Source organism: Ruegeria sp. BE10 (genome assembly GCF_056538905.1).
This window is the reverse complement of record NZ_JBQFTX010000002.1, coordinates 360,252-376,794: the sequence shown is the minus strand read 5'-3', so window position 1 is coordinate 376,794 and position 16,543 is coordinate 360,252. Positions and strand designations below refer to the sequence as shown.

The window sequence follows — 16,543 nt, the reverse complement described above, 5'->3', positions numbered from 1 at the left end:
GGGCCTGCGTCAAATCTCACCTTTTGCGCCTGACGGCAATGAGATAAGCGGGACCCATGACATTGACTGTGACCGATCTGGCCATCGCCCGTGGCGGCGTTCCTGTGCTTGAAGGGCTGAGCTTTGCTCTGCCGCCGGGCAAGGCGTTGATTCTGCGCGGGCCGAACGGGATCGGTAAGACGACCTTGCTGCGCACACTGGCCGGGTTGCAGCCGCCGCTGGCGGGGCGGATTGACGGGGCCGAGGATCAGATCGCATATGCCTCGCATTCCGACGGGTTGAAGCCGACATTGACGGTGGTTGAGAATTTGACCTTCTGGGCCTCGGTCTTTGGCACTTATGAAATTCAGCCCGCGCTAGACGCCTTTGCGCTGAACGAGCTGTCCGACCGTCATGCAGGCAACCTGTCGGCGGGGCAGAAACGGCGGTTGGGTTTGGCGCGAATGCTGGTTACGGGGCGGCCGATCTGGATGCTGGACGAACCGACCGTGTCGCTGGACCGTAACGCGGTGCAGATGTTCGCCGATGCTGTACGCGCGCATCTGGGGCAGGGCGGGTCGGCCTTGGTCGCTACCCATATCGACCTTGGCCTGGACGGAGAGGTTCTGGACGTTGGCCCCAACAAGGCCAAGCCCAGCCCCATCGATGACTTCGACGGAGGCTTCCTGTGATTGCCCTGTTGCTGCGTGACCTGAAACTGGCCTTCCGCGCGGGCGGAGGGTTTGGTCTCGGTCTGGCGTTTTTTCTGATCGTGACCGTTTTGGTGCCCTTTTCAGTCGGGCCGCAATCCTCGCTGCTGTCGACCATCGCGCCCGGTGTTCTGTGGCTGGGCGCGCTGCTGGCTTGCCTGTTGTCGCTGGACCGCCTGCTTGCACTGGATTGGGAGGACGGCTCGCTTGACCTATTGGCCACCGCGCCGCTGCCGTTGGAAGCGGTAGTAACCATCAAGGCGCTGGCCCATTGGCTAACCACTGGCCTGCCACTGGTTCTGGCCGCTCCGTTTTTGGGCGTGTTGCTGAACCTGCCAGTGCCGGGGTTTTTCTGGCTGGTCGTATCGCTGTTGATCGGCACCCCGGCAATGAGTGTCATCGGCACTTTTGGCGCGGCCCTGACCGTGGGCCTGAAACGTGGCGGATTGCTGCTATCCCTGCTGGTCCTGCCGCTGTACGTGCCGACCCTGATCTTTGGGGCCGAAGTCGCGCGCCGTGGGGCGACGGGGATGGAAACCCAGACCCCGCTGTTGATGCTAGCGGGGATCACCGCCGCGACAATCGCCCTATTGCCCTTTGCCAGCGCAGCGGTGCTGCGCATTAACCTTCGCTGACGTGGTCAAACTTTGACTGATGTCAATTGAGAACGAACCCGACTCGGACTAGATAAGGCCCATGTCTATCGCAGCCAAAGCCAACGCCCTCTGGGAATACGCCAATCCGCGCAAGTTCCTTGCCACCAGTGAACGGGTGATGCCGTTTTTCTGGGCATCATCGCTTGCCTGCATCGTGGTAGGGCTGGTGTGGGGGTTCTTCTTCACACCGGATGACTACAAGCAGGGATCGACGGTCAAGATTATCTATCTGCATGTGCCTGCTGCGCTGATGGCGATCAATTGCTGGCTGATGATGCTGGCGACCTCGCTGGTGTGGCTTGTGCGGCGCCACCATGTCAGCGCGCTGGCGGCGCGTGCAGCGGCCCCTGTGGGTATTGTGATGACCCTGATCGCGCTGGCGACCGGGGCGATCTGGGGGCAGCCAATGTGGGGCACCTGGTGGGCCTGGGATCCGCGCCTGACCTCGTTCCTGATCCTGTTCCTGTTCTATCTGGGCTATGTCGCACTTTGGGAAGCTATCGAAGACCCTGATACGGCGGCCGATCTGACCTCGGTCCTGTGTCTGGTCGGGTCTGTCTTTGCGCTGCTCAGCCGCTATGCCGTGAATTTTTGGAATCAGGGGCTGCATCAGGGCGCATCCGTGATGCGGGCCGCCGCCGTGACCGGGGCGGATACCGAAGAGAAGGTCAGCAATATCTATTTCTACCCACTTTTGTTGTGCATCATCGGGTTTGTACTGCTGTTCATTGCTCTTGTTTTGTACCGCACGGGCACGGAAATTCGCGCGCGCCGGGTCAAGGCGCTTTTGGCGCGGGAAAGGGTAAGCGGATGATCCCTGATCTCGGAAAATATGCCGATACGGTTCTCTGGTCCTATGCGGCCTCGATCGGATTGCTGGCGCTGCTGATTGTGTTCAGCATCGTACGTGGCCGCAAGGTCCGGGCCGAGATGGAAAAGGTCGAACAAAGGATGACGCGCAATGGCTAAAATCTCACCCCTGATGATTGCGCCGCCGCTGATTTTTGGCGCTTTCGCCGTCCTAGCGGGCATCGGCATGTTCCGCGATGACCCCAACGCGTTACCGTCGGCCCGCGAAGGCCAACCCGCGCCGCCTGTGGCGCTGACGGAATTCGCGGGCAAGACAGGGTTTGATGATGCCACGCTGCGGGACGGAGAGGTCAAGCTGGTCAACTATTGGGCCAGCTGGTGCGCGCCGTGCCGGGTTGAACATCCCAACCTGCAGGCCCTGGCAGATGAGGGCATCCCCGTTTACGGCATCAATTACAAGGATCAACTGGCAAACGCCGAAGCCTTCCTGACCGAACTGGGCGACCCCTATGCCGGAATCGGCCGGGACGAGCAGGGGCGTATGGGATTGGACTGGGGCGTTTATGGCGTGCCCGAGACCTATGTGATCGATGGTGAGGGCACGATCATCCTGCGCTTTGCCGGGCCGATAACTCAGCGCGTGATCGAAAGCACGATCCGTCCGGCGTTGGAAAAAGCGGCAGGCAACTAAAGCCGCGATGGTTTAACCAAATGAGAAATGAAAAAAGGCGTCCAATCGGACGCCCTTAATTTTATAGCGCGCAGATTTAACCAGCTTTCGCCAAGTTCCGCAGCACATATTGAAGCACACCGCCGTTTTCGACGTATTCGATCTCGGGCGCGGTATCTATGCGGCACTTGAGGGTGATGGTCTTTGTGGTGCCGTCGCCATAGGTGATGGTGCATGGCACCTCTTGCAACGGTTCAACCGTATCCAGACCGTCAATCGAGACCGTCTCATCCCCCTTCAGTCCCAGCGATTTCCGGGTGTCGCCGCCGGTAAATTCGAAGGGGATCACGCCCATGCCAACTAGGTTAGAACGGTGGATGCGCTCAAAGCTTTCGGCGATCACGGCCTTGATGCCCAGCAACGCGGTACCCTTTGCCGCCCAATCGCGTGAGGACCCGGCGCCGTATTGCTGCCCCCCAAACACCACAAGCGGAACGCCCTGTTCCTGATAGGCCATCGACGCGTCGTAGATCGAGGTCTGCTGACCGTCCGGACCTTTGGTATAGCCGCCCTCGACGCCATCCAGCATCTCGTTCTTGATGCGGATATTGGCGAACGTGCCGCGCATCATGACCTCGTGATTTCCTCGGCGCGAACCATACGAGTTGAACTCGCGCGGCTGGACCTGACGCTCTGTCAGGTACTTACCCGCAGGCGAGGTTGCCGCAAAAGACCCCGCAGGTGAGATGTGGTCGGTGGTGACCATGTCGCCCAGAATGGCCAGAACCTTGGCGCCGTCGATGTTCGAGATGGTGCCCGGTTCGGGGCTCATACCCTGAAAATATGGCGGGTTCTGGATGTAGGTCGATGTCGGCGGCCAGTCATAGGTTTCCTGTTGCGGAACTTCGACCGCCTGCCATTTGTCGTCGCCTTTGAACACGTCGGCATATTTCGACTGAAATGCCTCGCGGGTGACGGTTTCCTGCACCAGATCGGCGATTTCCTTCTGGTCGGGCCAGATATCTTTCATGAACACATCATTGCCGTCTTTGTCCTGACCGATCGGTTCCGAGGTCAGGTCGATATCCATGGTGCCCGCCAGCGCATAGACCACCACCAGCGGAGGGGAAGCCAGATAGTTGGCGCGCACATCCGGCGAAATCCGACCCTCGAAGTTGCGGTTGCCCGACAGAACCGAGGTGGCGACCAGATCGCCCTCGGCAATCGCTTCGCTGATTTCCTTCTGGATCGGACCCGAGTTACCGATGCAGGTGGTGCAGCCATAGCCCACAAGGTTGAACCCGATGGCGTCCAGATGCTGTTGCAGCCCGGCGGCCTCAAGATATTCGGTCACAACCTGCGATCCGGGGGCCAGCGAGGTCTTGACCCAAGGCTGACGGTTCAATCCCAGCTCATGCGCCTTTTTCGCCACCAGACCGGCCCCGATCATCACATAGGGGTTCGATGTGTTGGTGCATGAGGTGATCGAGGCGATTACCACCTTGCCCGAATCCATGGTGTAGTCTTCGCCTTTGACGGCGACTTCCTTGGCCATCGGGCGTTTGAAGGTCTCAGCCATTTCCTTGGTGAAAGCGGCTTTGGCGCCAGTCAGCGCGACATAGTCCTGTGGACGTTTCGGACCCGATATGGCTGGAACGATAGTGCCCATGTTGAGCGACAGGGTGTCCGTGTAGATCGGGGCGTAGTTTTCATCCCGCCACAGGCCGTTCTCTTTGGCGTAAGCCTCAACCAGCGCCAGGCGATCCTCGTCGCGTCCGGTATTGCGCATATAGCGCAGGGTTTCGCCATCAATCGGGAAGAAACCGCAGGTCGCGCCGTATTCCGGTGCCATGTTGGCAATGGTCGCGCGGTCAGCCAATGGCAGGCGATCCAGACCGCTGCCGTAGAATTCGACGAATTTGCCAACCACGCCTTTTTCGCGCAGCATCTCGACTACTTTCAGAACCAGATCGGTGCCGGTAGTGCCCTCGACCATCGCACCGGTCAGCTCAAAGCCAACAACCTCGGGGATCAGCATCGAAATCGGCTGGCCCAGCATCGCGGCCTCGGCCTCGATCCCGCCAACGCCCCAGCCCAGAACGGCCATGCCGTTGACCATGGTGGTGTGGCTGTCGGTGCCGACCAGAGTATCGGGATAGGCAACTTCCTCTCCGTTCTGGTCTTTGTCGCTCCAGACGGTTTGGGCCAGATATTCAAGGTTTACCTGATGGCAGATGCCGGTGCCGGGTGGCACAACGCGGAAATTGTCAAACGCCGACTGCCCCCATTTCAGAAACTGATAGCGTTCCATGTTTCGTTCATATTCGCGATCCACGTTCATCTGGAACGCGCGCGGATTGCCAAACGCATCAATCATGACTGAGTGGTCGATGACCAGATCCACCGGGTTCAACGGATTGATCTTTTGCGCGTCACCACCCAGCGCCTTGATCCCGTCACGCATTGCGGCCAAATCGACGACGGCCGGGACGCCCGTGAAGTCCTGCATCAATACGCGGGCAGGGCGATAGGCAATCTCGCGCGGGTTTTTACCACCATTTGCGCCCCATTCGGCAAAGGCTTTGATGTCATCAACCGAGACAGAAAACCCGTCATCCTCAAACCGCAGGATGTTTTCCAACACTACTTTCAGTGCCGCAGGGAGTCTGGAAAAATCACCTAGACCGGCCTCTTGCGCGGCGCGAATCGAGTAATAGGCAATGGACTTGCCGTTCACGCTCAGGCTGCGGCGTGTCTTGGCGCTATCCTTTCCAACGGAAATGGGCATTGTTGGCCTCCCTTTCAAAATATTGGGTTTGGGGATTTGCTGATTGTTTTCTGGAGCATCATTGCCGGGCATTCAAGGCTTAGATACCTTGACTTCTAAGTTGTATGCTAAGGTATACAATTCAAGGGCGATTGTTTTAAATCTCAAGAAACCTTGATTGGCGGTTGAGCGTCGATCCGTTTAAACCGGATAAGCACCCCAAAAGCCCGAGATTTCATATGTTCAGAATTGCTCCTGTCACTGTGTTTGTTTCCCTGTTTCTGGCCACCTCAGCCCTAGCCGAGAATGACCCGGTTGTGGTTGAACTGTTCACATCACAAGGGTGTTCGTCCTGCCCGCCAGCCGATGAGTTGATGCATGATCTGGCACAACGTGACGATGTGATCGGACTGGCACTACATGTGGACTACTGGGACTATATTGGTTGGAAGGACGAATATGCCGATCCCAATCACACCCTGCGTCAGCGCGCCTATGCGCGTCAGGGCGGGCGGTCGATGATCTACACGCCTCAGATGGTTATCAACGGTCAGCAGGATGTGGTCGGTGCAAAGTCGCAGGAGTTGGAGTATCTGATCGATGCCCATCTCAAAGCTGCGCCCGAGGCCGAAGTGGTGGCGACCCGTTCGGGCAACGATGTCACGGTCGATGTTACGCCGGTCGAACTGCCAGAGGGTGAGCTTTTTGACGTGCGCGTGGTGCAGTATGCGCCGATGCGCCATGCCTCGATCCGCCGAGGAGAGCTGGCAGGGCATGAGCTGGACTATGCAAATGTTGTAGATACCTGGCAGGTCGCCGGGCAGTGGGACGGGGTGGCGCCGCAGAAGTTTTCGGCGGTGTTGACCTCGGACCTGCCAGCGGTCGTACTTGTGCAGAAGGTTGGGCATGGCCCAATCGTTGCCGCCACCAAGGTCAAGTGATCAGGGCATATCCTCGGGCTGAACGCCAAGTCCGTTCCAGGCTTTCCAACGTCGGTGAATCCAGAACCATTGTCCCATGTGCTGCCGTACCATGGCCTCAAGATCATCATTGGTGAACTGGGTCATGGTCTTGGCGTCAGTATGCGGAACCGGGTCATGCAGGACGATTTCGAAATCAATGCCATTAGGCTGGCGGATCGCATAGCACGGGATCAGTTCGGCTTTGTATTTCATCGCCAATTCGGCGTTCAAGACGGATGTCACGGCCGGTTTGCCAAAAAACGTCAGCTCTTCCCCGCCGTGGGCGTGCAGGTCTGAGACGATGGCAATGATACCGCCGCTCTTAAGGGAGCGCACCATTTCAACCATGCCGCGGCGGCCCTGTTCGAACATCGGCGCGCCGGTTTTGTAGAACGCGTCGACATACATGTCGTTGAAATAGGGATTCGCCATACGACGATAGAGGCATCCAATGGGCTGTCCACTGCGGGTTTGCAGGGCGATCCGCGCTGCCAGGTAGTGACCGAAATGCGCGGTTATCATCATGACGGGTCGCCCTTCGGCCACGGCGGCGTCAAAGGCAGCAATGCCGGGGCCGGACACCTTGGCGCTGGCCTGCCGTTCCGTGAAGCCTTCTGGCGAAAAGTGCTCCATGATGGCGCGACCTGCATTGTCGGGTACAGCGCGACAGATGCGATTTACCTCGGCGTCCGACAGGTCGGGGCGGGTGAGCTTCAGGTTGCTGCGCACGCGCTTAGTGAACCCGACCAAAGGGGCAAGCCCGCGTACGATGGCCCCCATCGTTGCGATACGCCGTTCATACGGCAACAGCCGCATTGCCCCGATTACACCTTTCAGAAACAGGCCGGTGACATAATATTTTCGAAGCGCCCCGCGGCTTAGTTCCGACTTTTCGACGGGCATAATCTGGTCTCACCGGCTGTTGCATTTTGCCGGGTCAGACATACAAGGCACATTCCGCGACCACAAGCATTCCTATGACCTAAACCGCGGCGCTTGCCTATTCCTCATTGTCTTCTTCGATCAGGGCGATCGTTCCTTCGTCAACCAGTGCACGAATAGCGCCAACAATCTGAGTCATGGCCTCTTCAGCCTCGGACTGCTTGACATTGCCGCGTTCGCCGATTTCTTCACGCAGGTTGTCGGCCATTCGCGATGACATGTTGGACAAAAGGAATTCGGTTGTATTTTGGTCATCCTCAGCAGTGGCCCCGGCCAACGCGGTGACCAGATCGGCCTGATCCACACTGCGGAGAACCGCCGGGACGTCGCGTGACAGAATACGGGCTGGGATATGCGCAAATGTAAAGATCGAACGGCGCACGACGCTGGCGAAATCCGAATCCTCTTCATCCAGCGCGGTTAGCAACCCGTCGCGGGTGGAGGCCGCCGACTGGTTCAGAATTGCGCCCACACGCGCCCCGGGACCATCCGCAAACGCCTGCGACGGCCTTTGGTCCAGCTGAGCCGCCAGCGACCAGCCGATGCGTTCCACCGCCTCGGGTGTGACATTGGCGGTTTTCGAAACCGCATAGGTGATCTGACGGGCAACAGGACCGGGCAGGTTCCCCAAAAGCTGCGCGGCCTTTGCGGTTTCCAGTTTCGATAGCATCACGGCGGCGATCTCGGTGCTTTCTGCTTGTGCCATGGCAGCTAGGTCTTCGGGTGGTACCTCGCGCAGCCGTTGCCAGGGATCACCAATCTGGCGCACTCCAGCCACCTTACGCAGCCGCGCGGCTGTAGCTGGGGCAATCTTACCATCCACCGCGTCCAAAGCACCGGCCAGACCGTGCGGGAAAGACAGGCCGACGCTGTCCAGCGCCTGTGCAAACTCCTGCGCCACTGCGTCCAATGTTACACGATCCACTAGCCCCATCTCACCCAGCTGATGGGTCAGTTTTTCCTGCAAATCGTCGGGAAGGTCTTCCAGCGGGATATCCGCGCCTTCATTCAGCAGCAGCCGCACGACCACGGCGGCCTTCTGTCGGTTGCTGAGCGCGCGAGGAATGACGCGAGGCGCTTCACTGTCCGCCTGATCTGTCACCGGAGCCGCCCCCGGTGCCACCTGTATCAAAGTGTTTGTAACCTGCATCTGCCTGCGGTGCCATAGTTGCGTTCCACAGGCAGATTACGGAGAGTCGGGTAAAGAAAGGCTGAAGCTTAGTAGTTATAGGTCAGCCCGGTGCGGATTGCCTCGCGCAGCGACGCCTCGGCCCAGGTGCCTTCACCACCGCGCGCCTTGATCTCGCGCCATTGTGCAATTGCCAAATCGGTTTTCCCTTCGGCCACAAAGCCCTGACCCATATAGCTGCGTGCTAGGATATTGTCGGGGTTGGTTTCGATGGCATTGGAATAAAAGACATTGGCCAGCTCAAGCTCACCCATTTTGCGATAGGTAAAGCCCCAGTAGGTCAGCACACGATCATCGTTTTGATCCATGATGCGTAGAATATTCTGAGCGTTTTCTAACTGGCCGTCATATGCCAATTCCCGCACGGCTTCATAAAGCTCATCTTGGGTGAAGTTGGTCTTGTCCGGCTTGACACAGCGCCCGGCATCCTTGTCGTAAACGCGGCCAAACAGGCATTTCTTGGTTGTGTTCGTTGGCTTGGGTGCGGCGCCGCTTCCACCGCCCGCAGCGTATGCCGCCGGTGCAAAGACAAAGGCCTGAAGGGCAATAGCTGAAACTAATACAAGACGCATTTTCCTACTCCGTTCTCTGGGCTGCTCTGATCAAGCATAGTGCGATCTGATAAAAAGCTAACAATCGCGCCTTCGCTTTTATTCACAAGTAGGAAATATAATTCTCAGCTGTTTACGATTTTCGCGCAGGTTTGGGTTTCGGAATCCCAATATGTCCCGTCTGCGCAGGACTGGGTTTGCTTGGAATGGCCAGTACAGGCCAAAGCGACCGAAGCTGAAACCGTAAGGGCCAAGGCGCAGAGAATGGTGCGTATCATGCTATTTCTCCCGTTCGGAAATATACGCGCACTATAGCTGATTTTGACCCGTCTGGCAAAAGAGCAGGGCCCGGATCGCGTTGTGCGAACCGGGCCCTTTGAACTGACTGAACGGTCAGGTTTTATTCGCCAAACACGCGGGCGAAGATCGTGTCGACGTGTTTGGTGTGGTAACCGAGGTCGAACTTCTCTTCGATTTCTTCAGGGCTCAGCGCTGCGGTGACATCGGCGTCGGCAAGCAGTTCTTCTTTGAAGTCGGTGCGATGTTCCCACACTTTCAACGCGTTGCGCTGAACCATGGCATAAGCATCTTCGCGGCTGACCCCTGCTTGCGTCAGCGCCAGCAGAACCCGCTGGCTCATCACCAGACCGGGGAACTTGTTCATGTTCTCCAGCATGTTCTCGGGGAAGATCAGCATCTTGTCGACCACGCCGGTTAGGCGGGCCAACGCAAAATCCAGCGTGATTGTCGCATCCGGGCCGATCATGCGTTCGACCGAGGAATGCGAGATATCACGTTCATGCCAGAGCGCCACATTTTCCATCGCCGGGATCACCGCTGCGCGCACCATGCGCGCCAGACCGGTCAGGTTCTCGGTCAGGACCGGGTTTTTCTTGTGCGGCATGGCCGAGGAGCCTTTTTGGCCCATCGAGAAGAACTCGGCACCCTCCAACACCTCGGTCCGCTGCATGTGACGGATTTCGATGGCGATGTTTTCGATGCTGCTGGCGATGACGCCAAGGGTCGCAAAGAAGGCCGCGTGGCGGTCACGCGGGATGACCTGCGTGCTGATCGGTTCAGGCACCAGACCTAGCTGATCGCAGACATGCTCTTCAACGCGGGGATCGATATTGGCGAAAGTGCCGACCGCACCACTGATCGCACCGGTGGCGATTTCCGCACGGGCGTCGCGCATGCGTGACAGGTTGCGGTCCATCTCAGCATAGAATCGGGCAAAGGTCAGACCCATTGTGGTGGGTTCCGCATGGATGCCGTGGCTGCGACCGATGCGGACGGTGTTCTTGTGTTCGATCGCGCGGCGTTTCAGGGCGGCCAGCAGGCTTTCGAGGTCAGCAATCAGCAGGTCCGCGGCGCGGGTAAGCTGTACGTTCAGGCAGGTGTCAAGTACATCCGAAGAGGTCATGCCCTGATGGACAAAGCGTGCCTCTTCACTGCCGACATGCTCGGCCAGATGGGTCAAAAAGGCGATAACGTCGTGCTTGGTGACGGCCTCGATCTCATCAATGCGGGCCACGTCGAATTCCACGTCCTTGGCCTTCCACACCGCCTCGGCGTTTTCGCGCGGGATGACGCCCAGATCGGCCATGGCGTCGCAGGCGTGAGCCTCGATCTCGAACCAGATGCGGAACTTGGTCTCGGGCGACCAGATGGCAACCATATCGGGGCGGGAATAACGTGGAATCATTGGCGGTGAGACCTTTTTGTGTTTGGGATAGAGCGTTGGCGCGGGGTTTAAACCCAGCCGCACAAGGGAACAAGGCACGAGTGCAAGTATGAGACGGTTTGCCCTGATTTTGGCCGTTTGGCCCGGTTTTTTGGCCGCGGAAGAGTTCCGGACACTGACCGGAGACGAGATTCTGGATGCCCTGACCGGCCAGAAGCTCGATTACGGGGACGGCGTCTGGCAGACATTCGATGAAACGATGCTGACGCAGTATTACTCGGGTCGCCCAAGCGCGGGCCGTTGGGCGGTGCGCGAGGATCGGTATTGCTCGGTCTGGCCGCCCTCTGATTTGTGGGCCTGTTATGACGTTCAGAAAAAGGGTGACGTGATCCGGTTCGTCGATGACAGCGGAGGCACCACCGACGGGACCTATGCCGAATGACCCAGCCTCGCAGCCTATCCGAGTTCGAAGGGAGCTGGAGTCTGAGCCGAACCATAAACGACGCGCGGGCAGGGCAGTTCGTGCAAGCCGAAGGTCACGCGGTTCTGCGCCCGGCTGAAAATGGGTTAATCTATGATGAAGAGGTCACGCTGCGTATTCCGGGTCAGGCCGAGATGACAGGCACCCGGCGCTACCTGTGGCGGGATGAAGGCGAAGGGATTGCGGTTCATTTCGAAGACGGACGGTTTTTTCATACATTGAAGCTGGAGCATTCGCAGTCTAGGGATCATCATGATTGTCCGCCAGACAGCTATGACGCGGTTTATGATTTCTCAGCCTGGCCGATTTGGTCCGTCCACTGGACGGTGAACGGACCGCGAAAAGCCTATGAAATGAAAACCGAATACCGCCCTCGATAGCGCAATCATCTTGAAGTCTCGATGTGAAATGGGCCATCCTGTGCCCCAATTTCCATCCGAACGTGGAGAAAGAAAATGACTACAAATGTTCTGGCTGAAGCAATCGGTCCGCGCGAGGGCACAGCGCTGCGCGTGAAACAGGTAGCGCTGGTTGCGCTGGGCATCGTGGCCTTGGCGATTGCTGCAAAGATTAAAGTGCCGATGTGGCCGGTTCCGATCACTATGGGCACCTTTGCCGTGTTGACCATCGGTACCGCCTATGGCGCGCGTCTGGGTTTGATCACCATGCTGGGCTATCTGCTGGTCGGCGCGCTGGGTTTTGACGTTTTCGCCGGGTCCTCGGCCGAAAAATTCGGGCTGACGTACATGATGGGCGGCACGGGCGGTTATCTGGTCGGCTACCTGATGGCTACCGTACTGCTGGGCGCGTTGGCCGCGCGCGGTTGGGATCGCTCGGTCGGGAAACTGGCGCTGGCGCTGGTGCTGGCCAATGTACTGATCTATGTGCCCGGCCTGCTTTGGCTGGGTCAGCTCTATGGTTGGGATAAGCCGATCCTGGAATGGGGTCTGACGCCCTTCCTGATGGGGGATGTGATCAAACTGGCGCTGGCCGCTCTGCTGATCCCCGGCCTGTGGAAACTGGTTGGCGACGCCCGCAACTGATTTCCGAATAACTTTGTGAATGACACCGCGCCCAAAGCAATTCGGGCGCGGTTTTTTGTGGCCTATTCCAAGAGATGCTGGACAAAACCGGCCACCGCAGTCCAAGCTGCATTCAACGAAAACATCAGGTTATTTAGAAATGAGAATTTTTGCTGGCTCGACTCTGGCCGCCTGTGCCGCCCTGTGGTTAGGGGCTGTGACACCGGCGTCTGCGGATACTCCTGTCACATACACCGAAGCAGGGCGCGCCCTGTTTGGCTTTTCGGTGCCCGACTATTGGGTCGTACGAACGGGCGGCCCGCGTGAGATTGAGGATACCGAACTGGGTGATCTTCGCGCTGTCGCACGTGTCATGGCCATACGGCCTTTGACCGATGACAACGTCTGGATGGGGTTCGTTTCACCTGCTGGCGTAAAGTCAATTAAGGATGGACTGCAATATCTTGAAGATATTGATAAGTTTCTTGTAAAAGATCCCGAAGTTACCAACACGTCCGACACACGAATTGGCGGTTTACCGGCGCGGGTGATCCGGGGGACCGGTACCCGCGACGGGCGTGGCATCAACTTTACGGCCTCGGTCATTGACCTGCCAAACAGTCGCGTGGCCGTTGTTGTCGCGATCCTGCGCAATGGCGCTGATCCGGCATATGTTGACGACCTGAATGCCGTTTTCGCGTCGTTTCGGGCCTCGCAGTAAGGAGATGTGCTGATGATCACAAAACGTATCAAACGTACAATCCTTGCGCTGGGGCTTGGGGCTGCAGGTTTTACGCTCTCTGCATGTGATGGTGTTTCAGTTGGTGTCGGCTATGGATACGGTTACGACCCGTTTTATGACTCGATGCTGTGGAATGACTACTATCGACGCGATGTTGACGTAGATATTGACGTCGACCGGCCTCCGCGGCCGAAGCCGCCTGCTGGCAAACCTCCGGCAAGACCAAAGCCGCCGGTTGCAAAACCACCTGCGCGACCGCGTCCACCAGTGGCGCGACCACCCGCAGCCAGGCCGCCGATCCATCGCCCGGCGCCACGACCGCGCAGATAGTTTCAGAGGGTCAGGTCAGAAGTTCCGTAGTGATATGGGCTGACCCTTCCAACGTTCTGTGTACAGGGCATTTATCTGCAATCTCCAGCAGCCGGGCACGCTGTTCCTGATCCAGCGGTCCTTCCAGGCGGATTTTGCGGCGGAACACGTCGATCTTGCCGTCTCCTGCAAGACCGGCATCCTGACCATGTACTTTGTTGTGGCAGACATCGACCGAGATACCCGTCAGTGGCCACCGCTTGCGCCGCGCGTACATGCGGATCGTCATCGACGTACACGCCCCCAGACCCGAGGAAACAAAGCCATAAGGCGACATGCCCCGATCCGTACCGCCATAGGATTCAGGCTCGTCCGCAACCGCGTGATGCCGGGGGCCGGATTGGATATCCTGCAAATACCCGGAGGGATCAACTTCTGTCACGCGCACCACGCCCTCGGGTGCGCCCGGCGGTGGTGCCGGTGGGCAGAGTGTGACGTATCGCTTGACCCATGCGGCGATCACATCCGCCGCGTATTCCGCATCCGAGGCCCGCGTGATCAGGTGATCGGCATCGTCCAACGTAACAAAGCTTTTGGGATGTTTGGCAGCAAGAAAGATGGTGCTGGCATTGTCGATGCTGACGGTTTCATCCCGGGGGGCGTGCAGGACCAGCAGGGCAGCTTTCAGGTCGCCAATGGCAGGAGTCAGAGCCGTTTCTGAAATGTCGTCGACAAATGCCTTGCCGATGCGGAACGGGCGACCGCCCAGCATGACCTCGGCTGATCCTTCCTGTTCGATCTGGGGCAGTGCAGCCTCAAAATGGTGCGAGACATGTCCGGGATCGGCTGGCGCGCCCAGCGTGACCACTGCCTTGACGCTTGGGATACCAGCGCGCGCGCGTAGAACGGCAGCCCCACCCAATGAGTGACCGATCAGCAAGGCGGGAGCCATGTTTCGCCCGGCTAGATACTGCGCGGCGGCAATCAGATCTTCTACATTCGAGGTAAAGGTGGTGTTCGCGAACTCTCCGCCCGAATGGCCCAGACCGGTGAAGTCAAAACGCAATACAGCAATGCCCATAGCCGCCAGACGCGCAGCAATACGGCGGGCGGCGGGAATATCCTTGGAACAGGTAAAACAATGCGCAAACAATGCGGTCGCAAGTACCGGTCCATCCGGCAAATCAAGGCGCGCAGCCAGCTGGTTGCCGTCGTGACCGGCAAAAGTGATGCGTTCGGTGGGCATGACAATTCCTTACCTATCGGGATGGCCCCAATAGTGTGTGCTTCGGTCTGGGCACTCAACCCCATTGTAAGAAGCGTCACGGGAAGGTGAGGGGAATACAGATATTTGGGTCGGATTCTTGTGAGAATTCGAGGTTCAATATTTGTGATGCCTGATCAATCAAATATTCGTTTTAATTATTTTTCTCTGATGTCCATCTTGCAGACGTCACACACAGTCAGCCAAGGAGGCTCAAATGGCACATACTGCATCCGCCCCGCGTGGCGTTGTTATTCGTCCCGATCTTTTGATCATCATTGCCCTGACCGGAATTCTGGGGTTCTCAGTGGGGCAAAATTGGCCACAGGCGGCACCGTCTACAACCGAAGCCGCCATCCCACACGAGGACTGGCATGGTAACGTCCGCCGCTCAACCTGGCCGGACTAATCCTTTATGTTAGACCCATAAGCTGAGGATCAAATGGGTATGTGCTGAGGTTTTCATACCCGTCCTCGGTGATCAGCACCTGATCTTCCAGCTTGATCGAAAAATCGCCCCCAACCTCGCCACAGGCGGCTTCGACACACAACACCATGCCGGGCTCAAGCGGATAGTCGTATGAGCCCGCAACCGCCTTGTCCGGATAGGCAACCAGAGGCCATTCATCACACAGACCCACGCCATGCATCAGGCAGCCGTATTTTTGCGCCTGAAACTTGTCGTCCAGCTTGTGTGCATTGGCGGTCAGTTCCGGAATCATCACGCCGGGTTTCAACATCTCCATATTGGTCATGATGTGTTCATGGGCGTGCTGCATGGCATAAACCATGTCAGGGCGGGGTTTCTCATCCCCGATCCACCACGTGCGCGAAATATCGATGCAGATACCGTAAGATCCGATCAGATCGGTATCAAAGGCGATGATTTCGTTCTTTTGCGTGATACGTGGGCCGCACTCCTGAAACCAAGGATTGGTGCGCTGCCCCGAGGCCAGCAGGCGGGTTTCGATCCATTCCCCACCGCGCCGGATGTTTTCGGCATGTAGTACGGCCCAGATGTCGTCCTCGGAGGTCTTGCCGTCACCCACATTGGCGCGCGCGAACTTCTCCATCTCGGCCACCGCGGTTTCACAGGCGTGATTGGCACAGCGCATGGCCAGGATCTCATCCGGGCCTTTTACGGCGCGGGTCTTTTCGGTGACCTCTTCACCCTCCATGATCTCAAACCCTTGCGCCTCAAGCGCGCGTAGGCCGTGCAACATGATCTTGTCGACGGCCAGACGTTTGTTGCCATCGCCATGTTCGTCGATCAGCAGCCGTACCTCGTTCGAGAACACGTCGGCCTGAACATCCACCTTGTCACCACGGTCAAAATAAAACAGGTCCGCTCCCGAGCGTTGTTCACGTACCAGAGGATTGAATTTTGACAGGAAGGGAGAGTTTTTATAGTCCCAGATCACCATGTAGCCATCGGCACACAGCAGCACGGCGCGGAACGGGTTATGGGTGTTCCACAACTGCATATTGGTGCTGTCCGTGGCATAACGGATGTTAAGCGGATCGAACATCAGCAGCCCACCATAGCCACGATCCACGATGGCCTTCGTCAGGCGCTTCCACCGGTATTCCCGCATCCGCGCCAGATCGGGCAGGGCAAGCCCGGCGGCTTCCCATTCGGCAAAGGCCAGTTGCGTCGGCCCGATCTCAATCCGATCATTCTCGTTCGGGGTGCCGTCGCCAAGCGTAGCGCCCTTTGCCGGGTCAATCTTGCGGCTGTCGCGATAGTGCTGGTTCATAGTGGGTCTCCCTGCCTGCGGTCGAGCGTGGAGAATCATTTCCCCCAC

The 16,543-nt window shown here is 58.1% G+C and carries 19 protein-coding genes; 11 read left to right on the top strand and 8 right to left on the bottom strand.

Translation table 11 applies throughout. The annotated features are described in order from the left end of the window. Positions 1 to 56 precede the first annotated feature (56 nt). The 5 genes from ccmA to ACR0M2_RS07235 all read left to right on the top strand — a co-directional run bounded on the left by ccmA (position 57) and on the right by ACR0M2_RS07235 (position 2,846). Positions 57 to 671, top strand: a complete 615-nt coding sequence (gene ccmA, locus ACR0M2_RS07255) for a heme ABC exporter ATP-binding protein CcmA (RefSeq protein ID WP_480704388.1) — start codon at positions 57 to 59, stop codon at positions 669 to 671. After that, positions 668 to 1,324 carry a heme exporter protein CcmB gene (gene ccmB / locus ACR0M2_RS07250; protein ID WP_170349106.1) on the top strand — a complete coding sequence of 219 codons (657 nt, stop codon included), beginning with the start codon at positions 668 to 670 and terminating at the stop codon, positions 1,322 to 1,324. Before ccmA ends, ccmB begins: the two co-directional genes overlap by 4 nt. Before the next feature lie 61 nt (positions 1,325 to 1,385). Next, positions 1,386 to 2,159, top strand: coding sequence for a heme ABC transporter permease (locus ACR0M2_RS07245; RefSeq protein WP_170359058.1), 774 nt, complete (start codon positions 1,386 to 1,388; stop codon positions 2,157 to 2,159). Next, entirely contained in the window at positions 2,156 to 2,314 is a 159-nt protein-coding gene (ccmD, locus tag ACR0M2_RS07240) for a heme exporter protein CcmD (protein ID WP_170349104.1), read from the top strand. The genes ACR0M2_RS07245 and ccmD overlap by 4 nt, the downstream gene beginning before the upstream one ends. Further along, complete coding sequence (locus ACR0M2_RS07235; protein WP_480704387.1) at positions 2,307 to 2,846, top strand: DsbE family thiol:disulfide interchange protein; 540 nt, start codon at positions 2,307 to 2,309, stop codon at positions 2,844 to 2,846. Before ccmD ends, ACR0M2_RS07235 begins: the two co-directional genes overlap by 8 nt. Positions 2,847 to 2,922: 76 nt before the next feature. On the opposite strand, the gene acnA is transcribed toward ACR0M2_RS07235, so the two are convergent. Beyond that, the gene (gene acnA / locus ACR0M2_RS07230) at positions 2,923 to 5,613 is read right to left on the bottom strand and encodes an aconitate hydratase AcnA (protein ID WP_480704386.1); all 2,691 of its coding nucleotides are present in this window, start codon (positions 5,611 to 5,613) and stop codon (positions 2,923 to 2,925) included. Between the two features lie 218 nt (positions 5,614 to 5,831). Between acnA and ACR0M2_RS07225 the strand changes: the two genes are divergently transcribed. Then, complete coding sequence (locus tag ACR0M2_RS07225) at positions 5,832 to 6,533, top strand: DUF1223 domain-containing protein (RefSeq protein ID WP_170549499.1); 702 nt, start codon at positions 5,832 to 5,834, stop codon at positions 6,531 to 6,533. On the opposite strand, the gene ACR0M2_RS07220 is transcribed toward ACR0M2_RS07225, so the two are convergent. The 5 genes from ACR0M2_RS07220 to purB form a co-directional block, all read right to left on the bottom strand. Next, positions 6,534 to 7,457 (bottom strand): lysophospholipid acyltransferase family protein, encoded by a 924-nt coding sequence (locus ACR0M2_RS07220; RefSeq protein WP_170349100.1) that lies wholly within the window; start codon positions 7,455 to 7,457, stop codon positions 6,534 to 6,536. A gap of 97 nt (positions 7,458 to 7,554) precedes the next feature. Next, complete coding sequence (locus ACR0M2_RS07215; protein ID WP_480704385.1) at positions 7,555 to 8,646, bottom strand: flagellar motor switch protein FliG; 1,092 nt, start codon at positions 8,644 to 8,646, stop codon at positions 7,555 to 7,557. A gap of 68 nt (positions 8,647 to 8,714) precedes the next feature. Beyond that, positions 8,715 to 9,257 (bottom strand): tetratricopeptide repeat protein, encoded by a 543-nt coding sequence (locus ACR0M2_RS07210; protein ID WP_425080429.1) that lies wholly within the window; start codon positions 9,255 to 9,257, stop codon positions 8,715 to 8,717. 104 nt (positions 9,258 to 9,361) lie between these two features. Beyond that, positions 9,362 to 9,514 (bottom strand): chitin-binding domain-containing protein, encoded by a 153-nt coding sequence (locus ACR0M2_RS07205; RefSeq protein WP_425080430.1) that lies wholly within the window; start codon positions 9,512 to 9,514, stop codon positions 9,362 to 9,364. A 122-nt stretch (positions 9,515 to 9,636) separates the two neighbouring features. Then, the gene (gene purB / locus ACR0M2_RS07200; protein WP_170549488.1) at positions 9,637 to 10,941 is read right to left on the bottom strand and encodes an adenylosuccinate lyase; all 1,305 of its coding nucleotides are present in this window, start codon (positions 10,939 to 10,941) and stop codon (positions 9,637 to 9,639) included. A gap of 88 nt (positions 10,942 to 11,029) precedes the next feature. Between purB and ACR0M2_RS07195 the strand changes: the two genes are divergently transcribed. The 4 genes from ACR0M2_RS07195 to ACR0M2_RS07180 all read left to right on the top strand — a co-directional run bounded on the left by ACR0M2_RS07195 (position 11,030) and on the right by ACR0M2_RS07180 (position 13,144). Next, positions 11,030 to 11,362: a hypothetical protein gene (locus ACR0M2_RS07195; protein WP_170349096.1), complete on the top strand. Its 333-nt coding sequence runs from the start codon at positions 11,030 to 11,032 to the stop codon at positions 11,360 to 11,362. Continuing rightward, positions 11,359 to 11,781, top strand: a complete 423-nt coding sequence (locus ACR0M2_RS07190) for a DUF6314 family protein (RefSeq protein WP_170349095.1) — start codon at positions 11,359 to 11,361, stop codon at positions 11,779 to 11,781. The genes ACR0M2_RS07195 and ACR0M2_RS07190 overlap by 4 nt, the downstream gene beginning before the upstream one ends. 75 nt (positions 11,782 to 11,856) lie before the next feature. Continuing rightward, complete coding sequence (locus ACR0M2_RS07185; protein WP_480704384.1) at positions 11,857 to 12,444, top strand: biotin transporter BioY; 588 nt, start codon at positions 11,857 to 11,859, stop codon at positions 12,442 to 12,444. 139 nt (positions 12,445 to 12,583) lie between these two features. Next, positions 12,584 to 13,144, top strand: a complete 561-nt coding sequence (locus tag ACR0M2_RS07180) for a hypothetical protein (protein WP_480704383.1) — start codon at positions 12,584 to 12,586, stop codon at positions 13,142 to 13,144. A gap of 361 nt (positions 13,145 to 13,505) precedes the next feature. Here the strand turns inward: ACR0M2_RS07180 and ACR0M2_RS07175 are convergent, their stop codons facing one another. Then, positions 13,506 to 14,720 carry a bifunctional alpha/beta hydrolase/OsmC family protein gene (locus ACR0M2_RS07175; protein WP_480704382.1) on the bottom strand — a complete coding sequence of 405 codons (1,215 nt, stop codon included), beginning with the start codon at positions 14,718 to 14,720 and terminating at the stop codon, positions 13,506 to 13,508. A gap of 235 nt (positions 14,721 to 14,955) precedes the next feature. Here ACR0M2_RS07175 and ACR0M2_RS07170 point away from each other — a divergent pair, with 235 nt between their 5' ends. Continuing rightward, positions 14,956 to 15,147, top strand: coding sequence for a hypothetical protein (locus tag ACR0M2_RS07170; RefSeq protein WP_170349091.1), 192 nt, complete (start codon positions 14,956 to 14,958; stop codon positions 15,145 to 15,147). A 4-nt stretch (positions 15,148 to 15,151) separates the two neighbouring features. Here the strand turns inward: ACR0M2_RS07170 and dddP are convergent, their stop codons facing one another. After that, entirely contained in the window at positions 15,152 to 16,495 is a 1,344-nt protein-coding gene (gene dddP, locus ACR0M2_RS07165) for a dimethylsulfonioproprionate lyase DddP (RefSeq protein ID WP_170375832.1), read from the bottom strand. Between the last annotated feature and the right edge of the window lie 48 nt (positions 16,496 to 16,543).